The sequence below is a fragment of the Vibrio mediterranei genome (genome assembly GCF_013364395.1).
GTDB classification, from domain to species: domain Bacteria; phylum Pseudomonadota; class Gammaproteobacteria; order Enterobacterales; family Vibrionaceae; genus Vibrio; species Vibrio mediterranei.
The window spans coordinates 1,839,030-1,861,321 of sequence record NZ_JABXGK010000001.1 but is presented as its reverse complement, the minus strand read 5'-3'; the positions used below and the strand labels follow the sequence as shown (position 1 = coordinate 1,861,321).

The window sequence follows — 22,292 nt, the reverse complement described above, 5'->3', positions numbered from 1 at the left end:
CCTCCTTATAGGCAGCTGACGCGACCTTTCATTGATTTAATATGCTCTTTGTTAATTGCATCACCTTTATCGAGGTTTGAACTAACCCATACTTTAGGAGTGACACCTTCTTTACCTAACGAACAAATTGCTTGTGTTACTAAGGATTGAAGTACCGCAAAGCCGACAACGGATGATGCTGGACAACATTTCTCGTCCACGCCTTTAATATCAAGTACAGCGTCGCCATAAGGGATATGGAGATCTACTACAACATCAGCAATGTCGTTCAAGAACTGACCGCCGGAATGTTTTGGTGTTGTACATTTACTAAACTCAAGAGACTGTAAGGCAATCACTTTAATTCCCTTCTTTTTTGCAGCAAGGGCAATATCAATGGTAGGGATTGTACGACCTGCGATGGAAGCTAAAACAATGCAATCGTCCTGATTAACATGCTGGTCATCAAAGATTTTTGTCCCGACGCCCTCTATCTCATAGATATGGTCCGAGGCGAATTGCGTTCTGGGCCCTGTGGCAAATAAATGGGGAAGAAGTGGGTTTATAGGAACGAGGCCTCCTGCACGATAAAAGGCTTCCATTGCGTAGAACTGACAGTGTCCACCGGAGACATGAATGAGTCCCTCTAGTTTTAAAGTCTCTGCCATAATAGCTGCTGCTTTTTCTATATTTTGACTCTCCTCATTAATTATGGTTTTGAGGATTTCTTTGCAATTATCGATATATTCAAACATTTTTATTCCTTTTAGAGGACGCCTAAGTAGTGAAGTACAATGGAACCTATAATCATGATGAGCATGACTTTAACGGGAGAGATGCCGCGCATAATGAGCTTGTAGCAACCAATTACGACGATGAGTGGTAAGATATTGGGCATTATTTTGTCGAGTACATCTTGCTGAATATTGAGTACCGAGCCAGTTAATGGAATCTCCAACCCAAGTTTGACGCGCACGAACGATGCGGTTAATGCTCCCACAACGGTTAGTCCAACAATAGTGGCCCCGCGACTGAATGCTTTGCTTTGTTGTTGAAGCATCGCCAATGCATTGAGTCCCAGTTTGTAACCGTAGTGGAAGAGTGGGATATAAATCGAGAATCGAATGATGTTGAACATTAACAGAAATATGAGCGGCGCTATCGCTACTTTACTAAGTGCTAATGAAGCCGCAATAGAGGCGGTGATAGGTAGAACGGTTAACTGAGCCATAGCGTCACCAATTCCCCCAATTGGTCCCATCGCCGCCACTTTAAATGAACGGATAGTTTCCAGTGGTTGTTTGCCTTTCTCCATGGCTAGGATTACCCCCATCATAAAGGTGACGAGCCACGGTGACGTATTGAAAAACTCGTTGTGTAGTTTTAATGATGCAGAAAGGTCGGTTTTGTTTTTGTGAATGCGCCTGAGTGCGGGGATCATTGCATATAGGAAACCGCTGGATTGCATACGTTGATAGTTAAATGATGCTTGCACCCACAACATTCTTAACCAAGATTGACGCATCAATTTGGTGTCCAGTTCCGCGTTGATATCTTGATCAACGTATTCTTCAATGTTTGCGTTATTGTTGGCCATATTAAATTCCATCTTCTAAGTGGTCATCAGAGTTAAGAGGGGCGGTGTTGTTGCTATCTCTTGAGTTGAAATAATCTACAATTGCAACAGAAAGAGCGAGTAGAGCGACGGCAATGATAGGAAGCTTTAAGAAGGTCGCTAAAACAAAACCGATCACATAAAAAGGTGTGAATCGTTTTTCCTTTAACATCATTTTTAACAGCATCGAAAAACCTAGCGCAGGCATCATCGCACCAGCGATGCTCAATCCATCGATGATATCTTTAGGGACGCTTTCAACGATTGATTTTGCGACGACATCACCAAAATAGGTTGGGACGAAAGTACAAATAAAGAATGTAAGAAAATAAGTGGCTAATCCTAGGTAGTTAACTTTCTCAATACCTTTGATGTCACATTTTTCTGCCATCTTATCGACCTTAGGCATAAAGGTCGCGAAGGTTGTAAATTGAATTACGGTTAGCTGTTGCATCAATATTGCAAAGGGAATTGCGACGCCGACGACAGCAGTGGGAGACAGTCCAGATTGAATACCAAACACCACACCTACAGCGGAACCGATGGTAACATTTGGTGGTTGAGCACCAGCAAGTGGCATTAATCCTAACCAGGCTAGCTCTAGCGTTGCGCCAATCTCTAGACCTGTTTGCATATCTCCCATCAGGAAGCCTACTACGGTCCCAGTTACAATTGGGCGGCCGAACATGAGGCCAGAACCATAATAATCTACGCCGGCTAGACCAACCCACACTGAAATTGCTAATACAGTCAATATATCCATAATACGGTTACCCCCTAAATAAAGTCTTGAATATCAATAGGTACATCAGAAGGATTCCGTTGTATCGTACACTCAACGCCTAAATCGATAAGTTGTCGAAACGTATTCAGATCATCCTCACTCACCGAAACAGTGTCGTGGATTTGCTTCTTCCCTTCCTTGTAATGCATATTGCCAATGTTAATTTTGAAAATTGGCACCTTGCCTTTCACCAACGCTAGTGCGTCTTGCGGAGAACGAATAAGAATGAAGATCTTTTGCTTGTCACTTGCCTTATGGATGATATTGATGGTTTTTTCTAATGTGAAAAATCGAGTATCAAATTCACCGGCCGACATTTTGGCAAGTGCTTGTTGTGCAGGATCATTTGCTACGTCATCATTGGCAAACAAAATGAGGTTACAACCAGAATGTGGTCCATGGCCAACCGAAATTTGGCCATGTAACCCACGTTCATCTATTCTTGTGTAAACGATATTGGGCATAATTTATCCTTATTATTTAATGAGTAGTTTGTTTTCGGATCCGCAAACACGGATTTTGTGTTTTACTACTTCTTTCATTGCTTTCATCCCTGCAACCATATAATGGCGAGGATCGGTAGCGTCAGGGTGCTCAACAAAATATTCTTTGATGGCGTGAGAGAATGGGTATTTGAGATCAGTGGCTACGTTGACTTTAGCGACCCCCATTTTTATGGCTTGTTTGACTAACTCATCTGGGACATCAGAAGCTCCGTGGAGTACAAGCGGAATGTCAACGGAGGCACGAATTTTCTGTAAGCGTTCGAAGTCCAACTTTGGCGTCGCTTTGTAGGTACCATGTGCTGTTCCAATGGCAACGGCGAGGGAGTCAATGCCAGTTCTTTCGACAAATTCGGCGGCCTGAACTGGGTCTGTCAACATGGCATCTGTGTCACTGACCGATTTTTCATCTTCAATGCCGGCTAAAGCTCCAAGTTCAGCTTCAACCGATACATCATGGGCATGAGCAAATTGCACAACTTCCGAAACGGTATGAATGTTTTGTTCGAAATCTAAATGCGACGCATCAATCATGACACTTCGGATGCCTACGCCAATTTTAGAAAAAATATCGTGTGTATCTTCATGATGATCGAGGTGCAACGCCACAGGCATATTGTTTAGGGCACTGTACTCTTCGACCATCGCAACAAAAACACTAACCGGAGCGTGCTTAAACGTGCCTGGAGTCCCCGCAAGAATTACAGGAGAACACAGTTCTCTAGCGGCGTCTAAGATGGTTTGTAAGGTCTCAAGATTGTGAATATTAAATGCCGGTACGGCATAGCCATGTTGTTGGGCATGTGTTAACAGGTATTTTGTAGAAACTAATTTCATGGTCTGTGTACTTATTTTGCAAATGGGAAAATGGTTACGCCTTGAACTACGCGATTTACCTCGCCTGTAGGGCAAGGGGTGTCGGGAAGAACATGCTCATGAATGGATTTCTCGAGTGCCACTAGTTGAGCGAATACTAGATATGGGAAAGCAAGGAGGTCGCTTGAAATATCATCAACGTTGATTTTTGTTGTGTAGCCGATACCGTCATTGATGATTTCTTCATATACATCTTTGTCGTATTGAACGGTATAGACTCCTTTTGAAAACAGACTGATGATGTATGTGTTTGATGTAATAAAAGACTTTGGCCCATGGCGATAGGCTAGAGGAGAATCGAACTGGCATGCCACTTTACCTGCGGTTAGCTCAAGCATTTTTAAAGCACCTTCCTGAGCTATAGACTTTAGTGCTCCCGACCCCAAATAGACAATTCGATCAAAATCCTGACGAGCAATGTCTTGTGCTGAAATAGAATATTGTTCTAAAAGGGAATCAACGGCATCAGCCACTTCAATTATGGAGGCTTCGAAGCCCTTCGGCATAAATATACATAAGGCGGCCATCATCATGGATGAAATACTGGATGTCATTGCGAATCCGACATCATTTGTTCCTTGAGGCATTAACATGGCATCGTATTTATTGTGTGTCAGCGCTAATTTGTATAATGCCCCATCTCTATTGCATGTAATAAATAGGTGTTGAATATTACTGCAAAGGTGATTAGCTATTTCAATACAAGCCACGCTTTCTGGGCTATTACCTGATCTTGCAAAGCTGACCATTAGTATCCTCTCACTTTCATTCAAATGTAGTGTCGGATTCTCGACAATATCAGCGGTGGATAGGCTGATAACATTAGTTTTTAAATGTAGTTTTAAATAACTAGCGACAAAGCCTCCAGCAAACTCTGAAGAACCTGCACCAACAAATATTATTTTTTCATAACTGTCATTGGTTGATAAATATAGTTCACCAGGTTCCCAGTCTCGATAGATATCAACAACTTCACGCCATTTTTGAGGCTGGCTATATATTTCTTGAGCCGTATGAAAGGCCCCCAATTCCATTAGTTGTCCTTTCGTTCTACCGGTTAATAGCTTCATTTTAGTTCCTAATTTCCTGTTGACTTTTCACTTCTTGTTAAAAATAATAACGTCAAACAGCAGCAGTCAAACAAGATCAAAATCACAGTAGGAAATCTGAAAGAAAGTATAAGAAAAATAGTAGATCCATATCACCTTTTTTTGTTTTATGTCTTTCGTTATCTTTTGTATTTAAATCCTTAAAAAGGAGATTTATATTATGAATAATTCAGTATCGCCGGATGATGACAGCTTCACTACAATGGAACGTCGAGATGAAATAATTAAAATTCTTCACAATAAAGGTAAAGTGAGGGTGTCTTATTTATCTAACATATTGCGAGTTTCGGAAGTTACGATACGAAATGACTTAAAGAAATTGGAGAGTAGTGGAGAGCTTATTCGCGCACATGGATATGCATTGACATCAAACAAAGAAACTAGCGCAGAACTGACGATAGAGGAAAAAGAGTTTGAGAACAAAGGGTTGAAGCGTGACATCGCTGGGTTGGCGGCTTCGATAATACAAAATGGTGAAGCCATTATCCTCGACTCAGGCTCGACAACTGAACGACTTGCTGAGGAGCTTGAAGATGTACCGTTAACAGTCTTAACTAATGGACTAAATATTGCGATGCGTTTAGCTAAAAACGAAAATACCAATATAATAGTGAACGGAGGTCGGCTTAGAAAAAAAGCACTTTCATTTAGCGATGGATTTCAAGAAAGTCAAATGATGACATATAGATTTGATAAGTATTTCCTAGGTGTTGATGGTTTGGATATTAATGCAGGGGTTACTACGTTTGATGAGTCAGAAGCCAGAATAAACCGTTTGTTTTGTTCAATTTCAGATAAGATTATTATCGTTTGTGATTCCTCTAAATTTGGGGTTCGTAAACATAATGTAATTTGCCCCATTAAGAATATTGACACCATAATTACTGACTCTGGTGTTCCTAACGAGTACATTCACATGTGCAATAAATTCGGTATTAAATTGTTAGTTTCTAAAGAGGATTAGGACATGATAGGTATTATCATTAGTGGCCATTTGAATTTCGCATCTGGGATACAAAGTGCAGTGGAAGCGGTTTTGGGACAGCCTGAATATGTAACGTTTATTGATTACGATACATCGATGTCATCAAATGAACTCGCTAGAATATATCAGCGTGAATTGGAAAAGTATGATTCTACTTTATTTCTAGTTGATTTACTTGGAGGTACCCCCTGCAATGTGGCTTCTAGCTTTCTTTCAAGCCATGAGAAGGTACAGGTTGTTTCAGGAGTTAATCTCCCCATGGTTCTTAATGCAATCAATGAAAAAGATGACATGCTCTTAGATGAGTTAACGGAGTTTGTTGTTCAATTATCGTTTGAGTCAGTAAAGAGTATTAGGGAACTGATTGAAGTGCCTGCACAGAGTAATAATTCGAGCAATGAGGTGCTTTTATGAGAACTGCATTTACTGCCAATCAAATCGTAGTAGAAGGAGGCATGATACCTGATGGCTATGTCATTGTTGAAGATGGCGTCATTATTGATATCGTGTCACAGAGGCCTAGTGACTGTGATGTCATTCATCAATATGATGGCACAATAGCTCCGGGATTGATTGATATTCATGTTCATGGACGTGTTGGTTGTGATGTTATGGATGCGACACACGAGGCTTTATCTAGAATATCACGCGATTTATGTAAAATTGGCGTTACAAGTTGGGTAGCAACAACAGTAACTGACGAAATACCAAATCTTAAGGCAGCGTTGGCAAATGTGGATGCTTACATAAAAGTGCAACCCAACCAAGAAGCAACGATTCTTGGTTCATTTCTCGAGGGACCTTTTCTTAATCGTGCATATCGAGGAGCGCACCCAGAACAGTTATTGATTGAGCCACAGAAGCACCTTGTAGACGATATATTGGCTGCATCTGGTTCTACATTAAAGCGTGTGGCTATTGCCCCAGAACTCCCTTATGCCAATGAAGCTATTCGTCGTTTCCGAGAGTCTGGGGTAAAAGTTGCAGCAGCTCACACAAACGCAAATTTCTCGGAAATGGTAACAGCATATAATCTTGGAGTTGACTGCGGGGTGCACTTATTCAACGGTATGTCGCCGTTACACCATCGCGAACCAGGTTGTGCCGGCGCAGTACTCTACTTGGATATGTTAGCCGAAATTATCGCAGACGGGATCCATGTAAATGAAGTCGTTTTAAACTTAGCGTACCGAATGAAGGGTTACAAAAAGATGGCTCTTGTATCGGATTGCATGCGTGCTGGAGGACTAAGTGACGGAGAGTATAAGCTTGGTTCTTTAGACGTTGTTGTAAAAGGGGGTATAACCAAAACTCAGTCAGGTTCTTTGGCAGGGAGTACTTGCGATCTTGCTAGCTCTATCAAAAAGATGGTGACACAAGCCAATGTTCCTTTATGGGAAGCGATTCAAATGGCGACATCGGTTACTGCCAGATATATGGATGTTTTTGAAGTGATGGGCTCAATTAGTATAGGGAAAATAGCTAACTTAGCTATATTCGATACGAATCTAGATATTGTTGAGACAGTGATGAACGGGGAAATTATTGTCTACGATTAATCTGTCTAACATCATTAATCACTCCCTCAAAATTAGCATAATCCTAGCTTTTGGAGCGTCATCATATAGTTTGTATTTGCTTATGCTAATAAAGAGGAGGCTAATAAGCCTCCATTTACCAGTTAAAAGGGGTCTCTTTTGTTCTATTAGACATGCCCCTTTACCTTAAACTTATATAGTGGAAGGTGTGTATAGAGAAACAATGTTCGAGAAGGTGTAGAGAGTGTTCTCAGAACATTGGAGTTTGGAAATTAGATAATTGTGTTTGTTGACGTTCGTCAGCCAAGTATGACCTTAAAAGGATATATTTACATTTCACCGCACTTCGTTTAGTGACTCTATGGAGTTTTTTATCGGTTTATGCTTTATACAAGCACTTTTTTGCCAACAACTTTCCATCAGTGAAACCATCAGTACATTCATTCGTCTCAATATTTCCGACTTTACGTCATTATAAGGTTCGGTTAACGGGTCCTTATTTCATCTACGTGCACCTAAGACTGAGGTAGCCTTTGTTTCTTTTCTAGTTTAAACCATTACCGCATCGTCGGCGTTATCTGGACCATTGTCGCGCTTGGCGATATGCAAACCCCACATAGCTAACAACGCCATGATCAACATGATTACGCCCAGTGGTAGCTGGCTAGTAGCGGGTATAACAGATGCGCCTAAGGTTGCTAAACCAGCACCGAGATTTTGCATACCCCCTAACACAGCTCCACCTGTTCCCGCGTGGTTTGGGAAAGGGGTTAAGGCACCTGTAGTTGCAGCAGGGAACAAAACACCTGCGCCAAGGAAGTAAACGGTAGAGCCGATGGTAAGTGTCCAAGCGTCGGTCGAGCCTTGTAATCCAGGCACAAGGACGACCGCTGAGCCTACAAGTATCGAAACCAAACCAAACTTAAATGCTGCGTTGTTACCATACCGTTTTGCGATAATGGAAGAGAACCCAGCACCAAGTAAATAACCTGGAATTGGTAATACAAACAGGATGCTTACCGTTAGTGCCGAAAGCTTTAAAACACCACCAAACAACACACCAGCAGCGGCTTCAAACACGGCAACGCCTGCAAAGGTAGCAACTAAGCAAATGACATAGCCCTGAAAACGCTTGTCAGAAAGCACAAATCGGTAGTTATCCATCGCCGAACTTTGGCTACGTCTCTCAACTGGTAGAGTTTCGACCAGTTTGGAAGCCATGACTATGACTACTGCAACAGCAAACAGAGTCAGAAAAAGGTAGCTAGAGCGCCAACCCATAGTTTCAGTTAACACGCCACCAAGAACGGGGGCGAGCAGCGGTGAAAAGATCACGCACATACTAATGATGCTGTTGGCTCTGTGTAATTCTTCGCCTGAAAAGCAGTCACGAGAAAGAGTTCGTGACATTGCGCCGCCACTACCAATTCCCGCTCCTTGAATGAAGCTGCCTAGTAGAAAGAGTTCAAAAGAATGTGCAAATAAGCTTACGAGCGCTCCAATTAGATAGATAACAAGACCAACGATAATTATTGGCTTGCGACCTAATCGATCCGACAGTGGACCATAGATGAACTGGGACAAACCATAGGGAATTAAGTAACACGCCATTACTGCCTGCAGCATCGCTGGATTAACGCGGAACTCTTGCGCCATTTGCCCAATTGACGGTACGTACATTGTCTGGGTCATTTGGCCAACGGCAGTCAAAATTGCGATTAAAAAGGTCAGCCTAGCTAATGGGTATTTGGATGCCATTTCGTTTTTGTCTCGTCTCTGCGTGGTTCGTGCTTTTTGTTGTTCAAATTCGCCACTGTGGGCGGTAGGGCGCAGATATTAGAGTTTGAAATAGAATCAATCAATAGAAAAGTGTGATGACAATCACGATAAATATTTTGATTTTCCATAACTAAAACTAATGCGAACTTCGGTTGAAGTTCGCATTGGTGGTTATTTGCTTGCGACTTGAGTGACCAGGTCTAGTGTTGTGTTTTGAGCGAGGTCATGTTGATATACGTGAACGTCTCTTTGTGGGAAAGGAATACTGATCCCATTGCGGTCCAGTTGTTTCTTCACCTCTTCGGTCACTTCCCAATATACATCCCAATAGTCTTCTGTTCGTACCCACGGTCGAACAATAAAATCGACAGAGCTTTCATTAAGTGTATGTACATAGATCATCGGCTCTGGAGATTTAAGTACTTTCGGGTGCTGCTGCAAGATGTCAGAGAAGACCTGTTTCGCTTGATCTATATCGTCGCCGTAGCCAATACCAAAGGTCATATCAACACGTCGAGTTTTCTCTGCGGTAATATTATTGATAGTATCGCCCCAAATCTTATTATTCGGAATGACTAATCTTTGATTATCAACAGTCCGTATGGTCGTTGATACTAAGCTCATATGGCTCACTGTTCCTGATATGCCGGCAACCTTGACCAGATCTCCTACATCAAAAGGACGATAGATGAGTATCATCATGCCAGACGCAAAGTTAGACAGGGTATCTTGTAATGCAAAACCAATAATTACACCCGCCACTCCAAAACCAGTCAATAGCGGTCCTAACTCTATACCAAGCTGTGATAAGGCTATAAGCAGCCCTAGAGCCGTTACTCCTTTTTGTGCCATTGAAACAAAGAAATCTTGCATCAAAACACTGAATTTCATTGTTGAATGGCTAACGCTCTTCCTAACCGCCTTACCAACAATTTTAGCGAACGAACGTGACAACCAGAGTATGACGCCAAAGACGAATATCTTCACAATTAGTGACGGAGTATGCTCCATCGCCCAATCTTTAAATGCGCCTAACCACTCTTTCATGAGCCCGACAATTACGCTGAAATCGAGAACGTCCGTGCTAATATCCCCCGTTACAGTGAATAACAGCTGTTTATACTCTGTAGTGTCAACACCGTAGTTTTCCAACAGGGTAATACTGGACTCTAAGCTAAGAATAAGTAAATTAATCTGACCAGAAATTCGGATCCCATCTTCTTGCAATCCTGCTTTACCGTCTTCTGGTACGTAAGCAAGTCGGTCATTAATGTCACTTAGTTGGCTGTCTAAGAAAAGAACAGAGTTATATAAAAAGTCAGCACGTTTCTGTAAGTCTTGCTCTAATTGAGTTTCCGCTTTTGAAATGTCTACCCCTAATTCAGCGGCCCAAGATAACGTGGTGGACAGATCAGCATAATACTCATCCATCGCGGTAATACGTTTTTGCATTGCAAACTGAACGGCATCTTTTTCAGTGTCGCTCGCAATTTTGGATGCGTCGGAAAGTCGTTTAAGGTCTTGGTCGTTTGCCGCGAGTAATGTTTGTAAGAGGTGAATTTGTTGTGTAACAAGCTGCTTGTTCTCATCTACTTGGTTTGTATGTTGCAACTGTTCCGCAAGTGATTGTCTCAACGCGTCGTTTTTTCTGTCGATGATACTCTCTTCAAAACGGTTAAGTTCAGCCTGCTTTTGTAATGTATTTATGTCCTGTTGAAGTGCATCCATTTGCTCGAAGAGTGGGCTTGCAGTACCTACAGATGTGGCATGGCTATTTTCGGCTAGCGTAACAGGAGAGGCACATCCAATTGCCAATGCTAAAACAAGAGTTAATTTGCTTTTCATTCGCTGTCTCTGGTTGAGTTGATGTTGGATTATCGCTTAGCGATCCATGAGTAGGTTTTTTTAGCAAGCCATACTCCGGCTTTGGCTATCGCTGTGATTAGCGTAAAAAGAAAGGAAGCAATAGATGAGATTAACTCCCCTGTGCCAACCATCAGTTTGTAAGTGTCAGTGTGTTGAAATTCTCTATATGTCATATCGTGCCTCCTAAAGCGTTAAGCACATAGTAATGACAACGCATTATTGAATTTGTCATTTTGCGCCATTGTGGTCAGAAAGGAGCGAACTTTAGAGAAATGCTGAGCTGGGTTCGATATTGTTGGCAATAAAGCAGATATTTAGAATAGAAAAGTCAGTGTAAGAATTTATGAATGGGAATGGATAAGTTATTTAACTGCAATAAGTTTTCGAGTTAAAGCCGGCTAAGAGCCGGCTTTTTAGGTTGTATTTAAAGGGTAGGCTAAGTGAGTTTCATTTCTTGAATGATGTCTGACGCGATCTCTGGTTTGGTGCTCGTCGGTTTGGCGTGCAAGTCAGTTTTTAGTTGTCCTTTTCGGTTTCGCAAACCTGCTTCAAGCTTCTTCAACGCTGCGGAAATGGCTGGGTACATAATATCGTGGGTGGCTTTAGCTGATACTCTCACACCCTCATAATTGGTGAAAATCTCCACTTCGTGTTGGCCATGCTCTTTCTTGATAATGATGTCACAGCTGATCAACTGAGGAAAGTGAGCTGATACTTTGTCAAATTTGTTTTCAATCTCTTGACGAGACTCTTCTCCAATTGAAACGTGGTGGGTCTGAACGTTTATTTTCATTAATTGTACCTCTCCTTTCACTACGTCTTTTAAACGTAGCAAAGGAGGGCTATTTTGACAAAAATAGTTAGTACAAATGGAATAGAAATTGAGCCTTATTTAGAAAGGGACTTTTCTAGTTGCGTTAAAGAATAACTGTATGTGAACCAAGCGCTTAGACCCGCAAGGACATTTCCGACCAAAGCGCCCCAAAAGAGTCCTTCGATTCCTCCAAACTGTGACCCTAACCACAAGCAAGGCAAGAAGAAGGCAAATAAACGAAGCGCTGAAATGGTCAAAGCGGTTTTTGCTTTGCCAAGCGCATTGGATATAGACACCATTAACATACAGATGCCCAAAGGCCCAAGGCTGAAAGGGACTAAAATAAGATGATAATTGAGGATCTGTTGTACATTGTCTTCGCTGGTCATCAGTATTGATAAGTGACCTGCAAACAAGTAAGTGATAATGGCGACTAAGAGCTGGAACGCAAGAATATAACTTACGGCAAGGTTGACGAGTTTTTTGATATCTGTAAGGTTTTTAGCCCCCAATAGCTTACCGACCATAGGCGGCATAGACATGGTCAAAGCTAATACGGTTACAATGGCAAAAAACTCGTAACGAGAGCCCAGTGCCCATGCAGCTACTGCAGCAGTACCAAATGTTGCGAGTAGTTTAGTAGCCAACATCGAGGAAAGCGGGGGAAGTAATTGACTGACCATCGCGGGTGCCATAATTTTCCATATCGACTTCAAACTGTTTACTACATTGACATCTTTCCAATCAAACGATGCCCAATTCTTATTGACCACTTTCGGTGCGACAAAAGCGATACCAATACCAAAAGCGACGATAGTCGCGATTGCCGCGCCATTGATACCCAAATCAAAGGTAAAGATAAACAGTGGATCGAGAATTAAGTTAATGATACTCGTGGCGACCATCATCATTCCTGGTAGAACCGTATTCCCATTAGCGCGACAGACGCTGTAGTAGAAGTACAGCACCGCACCAACCCAAGAGCTTAGAAGCCAATAAGGCCAATAGCTGTCAATTACTGGATAGACAGATTCGGGTGCACTTAACAAGGCGAGGATTGGGTGTCGGATTAGCCAAATGAGTACGCCAATAGCCGCAACGCCTAAGCTACCGAAAACTAGGATCAAGCCCCCTAATTGTTTTGCGTAAGACTCGTCATTGGCCCCCAAAGCACGAGAAATGATTGCCGTTGTAGCGATACCAAGGCCTACTTGGATACCAATAATGACCATTTGCATCGGCAGTGTAAAACCTTGAGCAGCGAGAGGTAATACGCCTAGTTGTCCGATAAAGGCACTATCGACTAATTGAAAGCTCATAAGGGACAACACTCCCAGCACCATAGGAAGGGTCATGTTGAACAATTGTTTGGCTAACTGTTTTGAATCTTTATCCACGTTGTTCTCTTTATTTGTGCCTATTTACTTATCATTGTGTACTTGCGAAAAAGGAAAGACGGACTAAATGCCCGTCTCTGTTAACATCATAGCTTATGAGCCCATTAGCTACAGGGGGCTAAACAAAGCAAAGATTAATGTTACTTATGCTTTATTCCTCGAACTTATCCGCATAACCTTTTGGAGGTGGTGTCCATCCACGCTCGCGAGAATGTTTGTCATTTCGATCGACTTGCATGGCATCCTTTATGAAGCCTTCCAATTCAATGAATAAGTCACGGTAGTTGTTATCGTAGCGTTCTTCACCATCAGCACCGTCTGCCCAAGCTTTATATAGACGGTCGGATTGTTTGTCTTCAATCGTCTTATAGATGGATTTCTGCTGTTCAATAAAGAATGGGTGAAAGCCAAGACATTTCATGGTTTTAGCACCAAGCTCTAAAGCTGAATGGTAGGTTTCAGACTCTATATAATCTGCGCCGGCTTGCCTTAGTTGGTAACCGTGCCCTCTGTCGAATGCTCGAGTAAGAATTTTGACGTGAGGGTACGTATGTTTAACGTATTTTACAAGCTCAACATTGGTTTCTTGATTATCAATAGCAATAACAAGCAGTTTCACATCTTCGATTCCTGCAGTATGCAGGATATCTGGCTTGGACGCGTCCCCAAAATAAGCTTTGGTGCCAATTTGGCGCATGTTATCGACTTGTTCAGCACGTACGTCTAGTACCACCGTCTTCACATCATTGGCGACCAAAAGACGATTGACGATTTGCCCAAAGCGGCCAATACCCGCAATCAAGACAGTGCCTCGCTCTTCAACTGTGTCGGCCTCACGGTCATTACTGTCTTTCTCAAATTTAGGCAAGATGACTTTATCAAACAGAATAAACAGACCAGGAGTTAAGAACATAGATAAAGCAACAACCAGTGATAGTGTTTGGGCGATATCGGTAGGCAATACATGATTCTGAACCGAGAAGCTTAACAGAACAAAACCAAACTCACCGGCTTGAGCAAGACTCAAGGTAAATAACCATCGGGCACTATCTTTGATTTTGAAAATCATCGCGAGTACGTACAGCACTGCTGCCTTTAGGAGCATTACGCCCAAAGTTAAACCGATAATGACAAAGAAATCGTCAAATAGGATACCGAAGTTAATACCTGCGCCAACGGTAATAAAGAACAAGCCTAGGAGAAGCCCTTTAAAAGGGTCAATATTTGACTCCAGCTCATGTCTAAACTCACTGTTGGCCAATACGACACCTGCCAAAAATGTACCAAGGGCAGGAGATAGACCGACCAAGCTCATTAAGGCTGCAATACCAATAACAAGCATAAGCGCAGTAGCTGTAAAGATTTCTCTTAATCCAGATGATGCGACGAACCTAAACAAAGGTCTACTAAGATAATGACCACCAACGACGACCACCGCAATTGACGCAGTAATGACTAATCCATAAGCCCACCCTGGAAGTCCAGCTACCAAGCTTAATTCGTCATGATGCTCAGCCGCCTGCGCCGCGGCATTTTGCGCTTGTTCAACTAGTTCTGGCAAGGCGAGTAAGGGGATAAACGCCAACATTGGAATTACGGCAATGTCTTGAAATAGCAAGACTGAAAATGCACTCTGGCCACCTTCTGTTTTCGACAGTCCTTTTTCATTAAAGGTTTGCAGAACAATTGCAGTCGAAGAAAGAGCAAAAATAAGGCCAATAGTCAGCGCAACGCTCCAGCTTTGTCCGAGCATCAGTGCGATTCCCATAACCGCTGCTGCTGTGCCACCAACTTGAATGCCGCCAAGACCGATAAGTTTATGACGCATGCCCCAAAGCATCTTAGGTTCTAGTTCTAGGCCAACTAAGAACAGCATCATAACGACACCAAACTCAGCGAAATGTTGAATGGTAGTAGTTTCTTCGCCCACGAGGCCAATAATAGGTCCAATAACCACCCCAGCAATGAGGTAACCAAGTACAGATCCCAAACCTAAGCGCTTAGCAATAGGTACTGCGATGACGGCGGCTATAAGATAAACGAAAGCCTGGAGAAAGTAACCGGTCATGATGCGTCCTTATCTGATTCGATAGCCTGTTCTTGTGGCCAATAATGGTTAAGTTTTTCGAGAGGTTTTGCTCGTTCGATATCGAACGAGCTGGTAACAAGCAGGTTTAAAAGCGTTTTCCAACGCTCTCTATGCTCCGGTATACGTCGCTCTTCTTGAGCTGTACGTGAACCAAAAAGGCAGAAAGGCGGTAAATAGGTCATGCCCGTCAAACTAGCAGTCTGTTCTAATGGTTGGAGTAGTTCTCTAATAGTGAAATGGTTGTAGCCTTCTGTTTGATAAGCATCGGCCTTACCGCCAGCAGAGATTGCACATAAAAAAGTCTTACCATGAAGTGCTGTGCCATCTTGCCCATAAGCAAACCCATACTCTAATACCAAGTCTTGCCATTCTTTAAGGATAGAAGGCGTTGAGTACCAATAGAGAGGGAATTGAAAAATAACAATATCGTGATCAATTAATCGTTGTTGCTCTCTATCGATATTAATGTTGTAAGTTGGGTACTCATAATACAGATCGACCGCGGTGACTCCTTTAATGGATTGGGCATCTCTAAACATCGGAGCATTGACCTCTGAACGTCTCTGAGATGGATGTGCGTACAGCACCAGCACTTTGTTATTTTTTTCGGGCATAATGGCTTCCGGATAGCTTCATCTATGAGTTTTAATATCTAGTACACAAAAAGATATTTTTCAATTGGTTACCGTCTAGTAACCTTAACATTGAACCCCGTTAAACATCTTTAGCTTGCTACTATTAATCGCAAGAATTAACGGTCACTTAAAGGAGTCTAGATATGCGATTGTCGGTTAGAGCAGCGACGCAAGAGAATGCAAATGAGTTATTGGAATTATATCGGCAAACAATTCGCACTGTAAATCGCAATGATTACAATGAGATGCAGATTAGAGCATGGGCTCGTGATGAGTTAGAGACATCCGCTTTTGAAGCGTATATTGCTCGATGTAAGCCTTTTGTGGTGACAAACCAAACTCAGATACTGGGTTATAGTGATTTACAAGCCGATGGATTAATAGACCATTTCTATTGTCACCACCAAGCACAAAGGCAAGGGGTAGGGAGTGTGTTGATGCAGACCATTATGAATAAAGCGCGAGAAGCTGATATTTGTAGGCTGTATTCCTATGTAAGCATTACAGCAAAGCCGTTTTTCCTTCATTTTGGCTTTAACGTAGTGCGACCAAACCAAGCAGACATTCGTGGCATCGTGTTAGATAACTATCTGATGGAAAGAGTATTAAAAGATGAATAACTCGATGTTTGAAGTGAAAGAGATTGCTCAAGAACAGTTACCGCTGGATATTTTGTTATTGGCTGACCCAGAGGAAGCCGCGATTAACGTTTATCGAGGCCGATGTCATGCTTTTGCTGTGTTTATGCAAGATAGGTTGATTGGGGCAACGTTAATAGAAGTTGATCAGGTTAATGGTAAAGCTGAACTGTTCAATATCGCAACCTACCCAGAGTACCATGGCAAAGGATTTGGCGGAGTTCTACTTGATGAAACATTAGCGAAGCTAGCGAGCCGAGGTACTAGGGTTGTCGAATTAGGAACAGGTACATTTGGTTATCAACTCTCGTTTTATCAAAAGCACGGTTTTCGAGTAGAGAGAGTGATTAAAGACTTCTTTCTCGATAATTATGATGAACCGATCTTCGAACACGGTATTCAACACAAAGACATGTTACGCCTAGTTTGGCGAGCAGAAGAGATTGACGAGTAGTTATAGTAACGGTAGATTGCGCGACCCGAATGTGGAATTAATGGTTTGATAGTTGGAGGTATTTATATGGGTGAAATGTATACAAAACATGCAGAAAAGTACGCAGATGCGATTGAAAATAACGCGTATAATGGCCTTTATGAGCGTCCTTCAACACTAGCTTTAGTGGGTGAGGTAAACAACAAAGCGGTATTGGACTTAGGGTGTGGTCCTGGTGTTTATGCGCAGCACTTTGTTAATCAGGGGGCGACAGTAACCGCTGTCGATCTCTCAGAGCAAATGGTTCAAATTACTAAACAAAAACTAGGTGACGCTGTAACATGCTATGCGCAAGATCTATCTGATGGACTTCCTAAAGAAGCCGACGATAGTTATGACTTTGTTGTTTGCCCTTTAATGGTGCACTACCTTGAAGATTTGGTGCCTCTTTTTAAAGAGGTACATCGTGTACTCAAACAAGGCGGACAGTTCATTTTCTCTACCCATCACCCACTTGTTGATTTTGAAGATGACGCTTTTAACAACTATTTTGCAGTAGAGCGTATCACCGAAGATTGGAATACCGTTGGCGAACCCGTAGAGGTTTCATTCTTTAGACGTTCGTTTACTAACTTGTTTGATAGCTTAGCTGAAAGTGGTTTTACTCTCGACAAGTTTTCCGAAGGTCAACCTGATCCCGCGATGAAAGAAGTATCACCTGAGACATTTGATAAACTTTCGCGTCGTCCAAACTTCATTTTTATTCGCGCAAACGCGAATTAACCATTGCCGAATATCGGCAAATGGTCATCGTTTCCGGTGTGATTTCTGCTAAAAGGGCAAAAAACGAGTTTTTTTTGCCCAATAACCCGTTCAAATTACAAATCAATTTGGCATTAGCGGCGGGTTTTATTAGTATGTACAGCTATCAAAAAACACCCTTATGGATACTACCGGACGGTAGACGAGGAAACGATGCAACATCTAGAAGAGATCATTGCTAACGCGAGCGCAGCGATTGAAGCTGCAGACTCGCTAGTCGCACTTGACGAAGTGCGTGTTCAGTATCTAGGTAAGAAAGGTGAGCTAACCGCTCAGCTTCAAAGCCTAGGTAAACTACCACCAGAAGAACGCCGCAGTGCTGGTCAAGAGATCAACAAAGCAAAAGGCGTGGTTCAACAAACGATTGCTGCTCGTAAAGATGCACTACAACGTGCTGAACTTGAAGCAAAACTTGCAGCAGAGACAATCGACGTTACTCTACCGGGTCGTCGTATCGAGAACGGTGGTCTACACCCAGTTACTCGTACTGTTGAGCGTATTGAACAGTTCTTTGGTGAGCTAGGCTTTAACACTGAGTCTGGTCCAGAAATCGAAGATGCATTCCACAACTTCGACGCACTAAACATCGCAGAAGACCACCCAGCTCGTACTGACCACGATACTTTCTTCTTCAACCCAGATTTGATGCTACGTACTCACACGTCTGGCGTTCAAATTCGTACGATGGAAAATGGTAAACCACCATTCCGCTTCATCGCACCTGGTCGTGTTTATCGTAACGACTATGACCAAACTCATACACCAATGTTCCACCAAGTGGAAGGGATGCTAGTTGACGAGAATGTAAACTTCGCTCAGCTAAAGGGCATTCTGCATGACTTCCTATGCAACTTCTTCGAAGAGGAAGTTGAAGTTCGTTTCCGTCCATCTTACTTCCCATTCACCGAGCCTTCTGCTGAAGTAGACGTAAAAGGCAAGAACGGCAAGTGGCTTGAAGTTCTTGGCTGCGGCATGGTTCACCCGAACGTACTTCGTGCTGTTGGCATCGACCCTGAGAAATACTCTGGCTTCGCGTTTGGTATGGGCGTAGAACGTCTGACAATGTTACGTTATGGCGTAAATGACCTGCGTGCGTTCTTCGAGAACGACCTTCGTTTCCTAAAACAGTTCAAGTAATCCAGAGGGTTCATCACAATGAAATTCAGCGAATCATGGCTTCGTGAGTGGGTTAGCCCTTCGGTTACGACTGACGAGCTTACGCACCAAATTACAATGGCTGGTCTTGAGGTAGATGACGTACTACCAGTAGCTGGCTCTTTCACTGGCGTTAAAGTAGGTAAAGTGGTTGAGTGTGGTCAACACCCAGACGCAGATAAACTACGTGTAACAAAAGTTGATGTTGGCGCAGAAGAACTGCTAGACATCGTTTGTGGCGCTCCTAACTGTCGTGAAGGTCTTAAAGTAGCAGTAGCAACCGTTGGTGCTGTCCTTCCAGGCGATTTTAAAATCAAGAAAGCGAAATTACGTGGTCAGCCTTCACACGGCATGCTTTGCTCATTCACTGAGTTGGGTATCGACGTTGAGTCTGACGGTATCATGGAACTTGCAGAAGACGCTGTTATCGGTACTGATTTCCGCGACTTCCTAGGTCTTGATGACGTAACGGTAGACGTAGACCTAACAGCTAACCGTGCAGACTGCTTCAGCATTCGTGGTTTAGCTCGTGAAGTAGGTGTTCTAAATCGTGCTGATGTGACAGAGCCAGCAGTAAACGCGGTTGAAGCGTCTATTGCAGATGTTGCTTCTATCGAAGTGAAAGCGCCAGCAGCGTGTCCTCGCTACCTAGGTCGTATCGTTAAGAACGTGAACGTTCAAGCTGAAACGCCACTGTGGATGCAAGAAAAACTGCGCCGTTGTGGTATTCGTTCAATCGATCCAGTCGTTGACATCACTAACTACGTTCTACTAGAGCAAGGCCAACCAATGCATGCATTCGATCTAGCGAAGATCGAAGGTGGCATCGTGGTACGTATGGCGGAACAAGGCGAGAAGTTAACACTTTTAGACGGTACTGAAGCAGAGCTTAACGCAGATACTCTAGTTGTTGCTGATCACAATAAAACACTGGCAATTGCTGGTATCTTTGGTGGTGAAGAGTCTGGTGTTACCTCTGAGACTAAAGACGTTCTACTAGAATGTGCATTCTTCGCACCTGACCACATCCGTGGTCGTGCTCGTAGCTACGGTCTTCACACCGATTCTTCAATGCGTTTTGAACGTGGTGTGGATTTCGCACTTCAGACAGGTGCAATGGAGCGTGCAACAGAACTTCTTGTTGAAATCTGTGGCGGTGAAGTAGCACCTGTTGTTGGTGTAGAGTCAGAAGCTGACCTGCCAAAAGCAAACACAGTAGCACTGCGTCGCACTAAGCTAGATGCGCTACTTGGCCATCACATTGAAGATGCGGACGTTGTTGAAATCCTTGAGCGCTTAGGCTTGACTGTTGAAGCATCAGAGTCTGGTTGGACGGCAACAGCACCAACATGGCGTTTCGATATCGCTATCGAGCAGGACCTGATTGAAGAAGTTGGTCGTATCTACGGCTACGACAATATTCCAAACCAGCACCCAGCAGCAGCACTTAAGATGCACAACCATGTTGAAGCGGATCTGCCTCTCAAGCGTGTTCGTAACCTGCTTGTTGACCGTGGTTATCAAGAAGCCATCACTTATAGCTTCGTTGAACCAGAGCAGCAAAAGCTAATCGTTCCTGACGTTGAGCCACTCGTCTTGCCATTCCCAATTTCTGCGGAAATGTCAGCAATGCGTCTTGGGTTGATTCAGGGCCTACTTAACACGGTTGTTCACAACCAGAAGCGTCAGCAGCCACGTGTTCGCCTATTTGAGTACGGTTTACGTTTCATCCCTTGTGAAACTGCAGAAAACGGTATGCGCCAAGAGCCAATGCTTGCTGGTGTTATTGCTGGTACACGCAGCGAAGAGCATTGGGATATTGAAACTAATACGGTTGACTTCTTTGACCTTAAAGGTGACCTAGAAGCGATCCTAGAACTGTCAGCAAACGAGAAAGCATATTCATTTGCTGCAGCGAAACACCCAGCGCTTCACCCAGGTCAGTCTGCGGCAATCGTCGTAGATGGCAAAGAAGTTGGTGTAATTGGTACTGTTCACCCAGAGCTTGAGCGTAAGTTTGGTCTTAATGGCCGTACTATCGTGTTCGAAATTGAATGGTCTGCAATTAACTCTAAAGTGATTCCAGAAGCGGTACAGCTTTCTAAGTTCCCTTCAAACCGTCGAGATATTGCAGTTGTTGTTGATGAAGCTGTAGCTTCAGGTGACATCGTTGCTGCGTGTCTAGAACAGGGTGGTGAGTTCTTGAAAGACGCGAAACTGTTCGATGTATACGTTGGTAAAGGTGTTGAAGAAGGCAAGAAGAGTCTTGCCATCGCACTAACGTTGCAATCAGTTGAACGTACTCTAGAAGACGCAGATATCGCTGGTGCGGTGGATACAATCGTTGCTCACGTATCTGAGAAGTTTGGTGCTTCACTGCGTGACTAATTATTAGTTATTCACTTAGCTAAGTGTTCGAAAAGCGAGTCAATTTAATTGGCTCGCTTTTTTTTGTTTAATCACATAGAACTGATGCAACCTAAAAATATAGCTCTTTATACACTAGATTGTATAACTTTCTGTCGAGCGGGTTAAACGTGTTTCATATTGGCTGGCATCTGCAACTTACTGTTTTTATAAGATAAATGCTGTAAAACTGTGGTCTGCGTTAGGTATTTTGTAATTTGTTGTTATTTTATTTATATCTGATATATCGAAGATAATTGAAATATATGACTGTGGTTGGGCTCTGTGTGCTGTTGAAACTTTTGTTTTGTGCTATTAAAACGGTAACTTGCTAATAGATAAGAAAATATCCTGACATTTCCATGATATAAAAAAGTTGGCGAAAATCAGAAGGTTGGCTTACACTTTTCAAAGTTAGACCGTTATGTTGTTGATTGGTCAAACGAAATGTTTAGCGCTATCGCTGTGATAGTAAGGTTTAAATTAGCTTTGAGGGGAGTTTTATGGCGCTCACAAAAGCCGATCTGGCTGAGAACCTATTTGAGAAACTCGGATTCAGTAAAAGGGATGCCAAGGAAACGGTAGAAGTATTTTTTGAAGAAATCAGAAAATCACTCGAAAGTGGCGAACAGGTAAAACTGTCGGGTTTTGGTAATTTTGACTTGAGAGACAAGAATGAACGTCCTGGTCGAAATCCTAAGACTGGTGAAGATATTCCAATTTCTGCTCGACGCGTAGTTACATTCCGTCCCGGCCAAAAACTGAAGGCACGAGTCGAGAACATCAAAGTAGATTAAGTTCTTACTTTAGAAAACAAAAAGACCACAATATGTGGTCTTTTTGTTTTTTTGTCGATGAATTTACTCGTT

Annotated in this window: 22 protein-coding genes; 9 read left to right on the top strand and 13 right to left on the bottom strand. The window is 42.8% G+C overall.

The window, feature by feature from the left end; genetic code table 11:
* Nucleotides 1-5: 5 nt before the first annotated feature.
* From HOP38_RS08765 to HOP38_RS08740, 6 genes are read right to left on the bottom strand one after another with little or no spacing between them, the layout of a single operon-like run.
* The gene (locus tag HOP38_RS08765; protein ID WP_198557880.1) at nt 6-734 is read right to left on the bottom strand and encodes a sugar isomerase domain-containing protein; all 729 of its coding nucleotides are present in this window, start codon (nt 732-734) and stop codon (nt 6-8) included.
* An 11-nt stretch (nt 735-745) separates the two neighbouring features.
* Nucleotides 746-1,576: a PTS system mannose/fructose/sorbose family transporter subunit IID gene (locus HOP38_RS08760; protein WP_242456518.1), complete on the bottom strand. Its 831-nt coding sequence runs from the start codon at nt 1,574-1,576 to the stop codon at nt 746-748.
* A 1-nt stretch (nt 1,577) separates the two neighbouring features.
* Entirely contained in the window at nt 1,578-2,357 is a 780-nt protein-coding gene (gene agaW / locus HOP38_RS08755) for a PTS N-acetylgalactosamine transporter subunit IIC (RefSeq protein ID WP_031496354.1), read from the bottom strand.
* A 14-nt stretch (nt 2,358-2,371) separates the two neighbouring features.
* The gene (agaV, locus tag HOP38_RS08750) at nt 2,372-2,842 is read right to left on the bottom strand and encodes a PTS N-acetylgalactosamine transporter subunit IIB (RefSeq protein WP_198557878.1); all 471 of its coding nucleotides are present in this window, start codon (nt 2,840-2,842) and stop codon (nt 2,372-2,374) included.
* A 12-nt stretch (nt 2,843-2,854) separates the two neighbouring features.
* Complete coding sequence (locus HOP38_RS08745) at nt 2,855-3,718, bottom strand: tagatose bisphosphate family class II aldolase (RefSeq protein ID WP_198557877.1); 864 nt, start codon at nt 3,716-3,718, stop codon at nt 2,855-2,857.
* A gap of 11 nt (nt 3,719-3,729) precedes the next feature.
* A complete protein-coding gene (locus HOP38_RS08740) occupies nt 3,730-4,827 on the bottom strand; it encodes an SIS domain-containing protein (protein ID WP_198557876.1) in 1,098 nt (365 codons plus the stop codon).
* 199 nt (nt 4,828-5,026) lie between these two features.
* Here HOP38_RS08740 and agaR point away from each other — a divergent pair, with 199 nt between their 5' ends.
* From agaR to nagA, 3 genes are read left to right on the top strand one after another with little or no spacing between them, the layout of a single operon-like run.
* Nucleotides 5,027-5,830: a transcriptional repressor AgaR gene (gene agaR, locus HOP38_RS08735; protein WP_198557875.1), complete on the top strand. Its 804-nt coding sequence runs from the start codon at nt 5,027-5,029 to the stop codon at nt 5,828-5,830.
* Between the two features lie 3 nt (nt 5,831-5,833).
* A complete protein-coding gene (locus tag HOP38_RS08730) occupies nt 5,834-6,265 on the top strand; it encodes a PTS sugar transporter subunit IIA (RefSeq protein ID WP_198557874.1) in 432 nt (143 codons plus the stop codon).
* The gene (nagA, locus tag HOP38_RS08725; protein ID WP_198557873.1) at nt 6,262-7,410 is read left to right on the top strand and encodes an N-acetylglucosamine-6-phosphate deacetylase; all 1,149 of its coding nucleotides are present in this window, start codon (nt 6,262-6,264) and stop codon (nt 7,408-7,410) included. Before HOP38_RS08730 ends, nagA begins: the two co-directional genes overlap by 4 nt.
* A gap of 528 nt (nt 7,411-7,938) precedes the next feature.
* Here the strand turns inward: nagA and emrD are convergent.
* From emrD to HOP38_RS08690, 7 genes are all read right to left on the bottom strand, one after another.
* Complete coding sequence (gene emrD, locus HOP38_RS08720; protein WP_124939770.1) at nt 7,939-9,147, bottom strand: multidrug efflux MFS transporter EmrD; 1,209 nt, start codon at nt 9,145-9,147, stop codon at nt 7,939-7,941.
* Between the two features lie 192 nt (nt 9,148-9,339).
* The gene (locus tag HOP38_RS08715; RefSeq protein WP_198557872.1) at nt 9,340-11,013 is read right to left on the bottom strand and encodes a mechanosensitive ion channel domain-containing protein; all 1,674 of its coding nucleotides are present in this window, start codon (nt 11,011-11,013) and stop codon (nt 9,340-9,342) included.
* Between the two features lie 29 nt (nt 11,014-11,042).
* Nucleotides 11,043-11,207 carry a hypothetical protein gene (locus HOP38_RS08710; RefSeq protein WP_006070692.1) on the bottom strand — a complete coding sequence of 55 codons (165 nt, stop codon included), beginning with the start codon at nt 11,205-11,207 and terminating at the stop codon, nt 11,043-11,045.
* Nucleotides 11,208-11,470: 263 nt separating this feature from the next.
* Nucleotides 11,471-11,827 carry a ribosome hibernation-promoting factor, HPF/YfiA family gene (hpf, locus tag HOP38_RS08705; RefSeq protein ID WP_006070691.1) on the bottom strand — a complete coding sequence of 119 codons (357 nt, stop codon included), beginning with the start codon at nt 11,825-11,827 and terminating at the stop codon, nt 11,471-11,473.
* 95 nt (nt 11,828-11,922) lie between these two features.
* Nucleotides 11,923-13,203 carry an MATE family efflux transporter gene (locus HOP38_RS08700; protein WP_198558271.1) on the bottom strand — a complete coding sequence of 427 codons (1,281 nt, stop codon included), beginning with the start codon at nt 13,201-13,203 and terminating at the stop codon, nt 11,923-11,925.
* A 193-nt stretch (nt 13,204-13,396) separates the two neighbouring features.
* Nucleotides 13,397-15,313 (bottom strand): monovalent cation:proton antiporter-2 (CPA2) family protein, encoded by a 1,917-nt coding sequence (locus HOP38_RS08695; protein WP_006070689.1) that lies wholly within the window; start codon nt 15,311-15,313, stop codon nt 13,397-13,399.
* On the bottom strand, nt 15,310-15,948 hold the full coding sequence (locus tag HOP38_RS08690) for an NAD(P)H-dependent oxidoreductase (protein WP_198557871.1): 639 nt from the start codon (nt 15,946-15,948) through the stop codon (nt 15,310-15,312). Before HOP38_RS08690 ends, HOP38_RS08695 begins: the two co-directional genes overlap by 4 nt.
* A 164-nt stretch (nt 15,949-16,112) precedes the next feature.
* On the opposite strand from HOP38_RS08690, the gene HOP38_RS08685 reads away from it, so the two are divergent.
* The 6 genes from HOP38_RS08685 to ihfA all read left to right on the top strand — a co-directional run bounded on the left by HOP38_RS08685 (nt 16,113) and on the right by ihfA (nt 22,220).
* On the top strand, nt 16,113-16,589 hold the full coding sequence (locus HOP38_RS08685) for a GNAT family N-acetyltransferase (protein ID WP_198557870.1): 477 nt from the start codon (nt 16,113-16,115) through the stop codon (nt 16,587-16,589).
* Nucleotides 16,582-17,061 (top strand): GNAT family N-acetyltransferase, encoded by a 480-nt coding sequence (locus HOP38_RS08680; protein WP_198557869.1) that lies wholly within the window; start codon nt 16,582-16,584, stop codon nt 17,059-17,061. Before HOP38_RS08685 ends, HOP38_RS08680 begins: the two co-directional genes overlap by 8 nt.
* 66 nt (nt 17,062-17,127) lie before the next feature.
* Nucleotides 17,128-17,823, top strand: a complete 696-nt coding sequence (locus tag HOP38_RS08675) for a class I SAM-dependent DNA methyltransferase (RefSeq protein ID WP_006070685.1) — start codon at nt 17,128-17,130, stop codon at nt 17,821-17,823.
* Nucleotides 17,824-18,015: 192 nt separating this feature from the next.
* Complete coding sequence (pheS, locus tag HOP38_RS08670; RefSeq protein ID WP_006070684.1) at nt 18,016-18,999, top strand: phenylalanine--tRNA ligase subunit alpha; 984 nt, start codon at nt 18,016-18,018, stop codon at nt 18,997-18,999.
* Between the two features lie 18 nt (nt 19,000-19,017).
* The gene (pheT, locus tag HOP38_RS08665; protein ID WP_198557868.1) at nt 19,018-21,405 is read left to right on the top strand and encodes a phenylalanine--tRNA ligase subunit beta; all 2,388 of its coding nucleotides are present in this window, start codon (nt 19,018-19,020) and stop codon (nt 21,403-21,405) included.
* Nucleotides 21,406-21,926: 521 nt separating this feature from the next.
* Nucleotides 21,927-22,220 carry an integration host factor subunit alpha gene (ihfA, locus tag HOP38_RS08660; protein WP_006074250.1) on the top strand — a complete coding sequence of 98 codons (294 nt, stop codon included), beginning with the start codon at nt 21,927-21,929 and terminating at the stop codon, nt 22,218-22,220.
* The last annotated feature ends 72 nt before the right edge of the window (nt 22,221-22,292 follow it).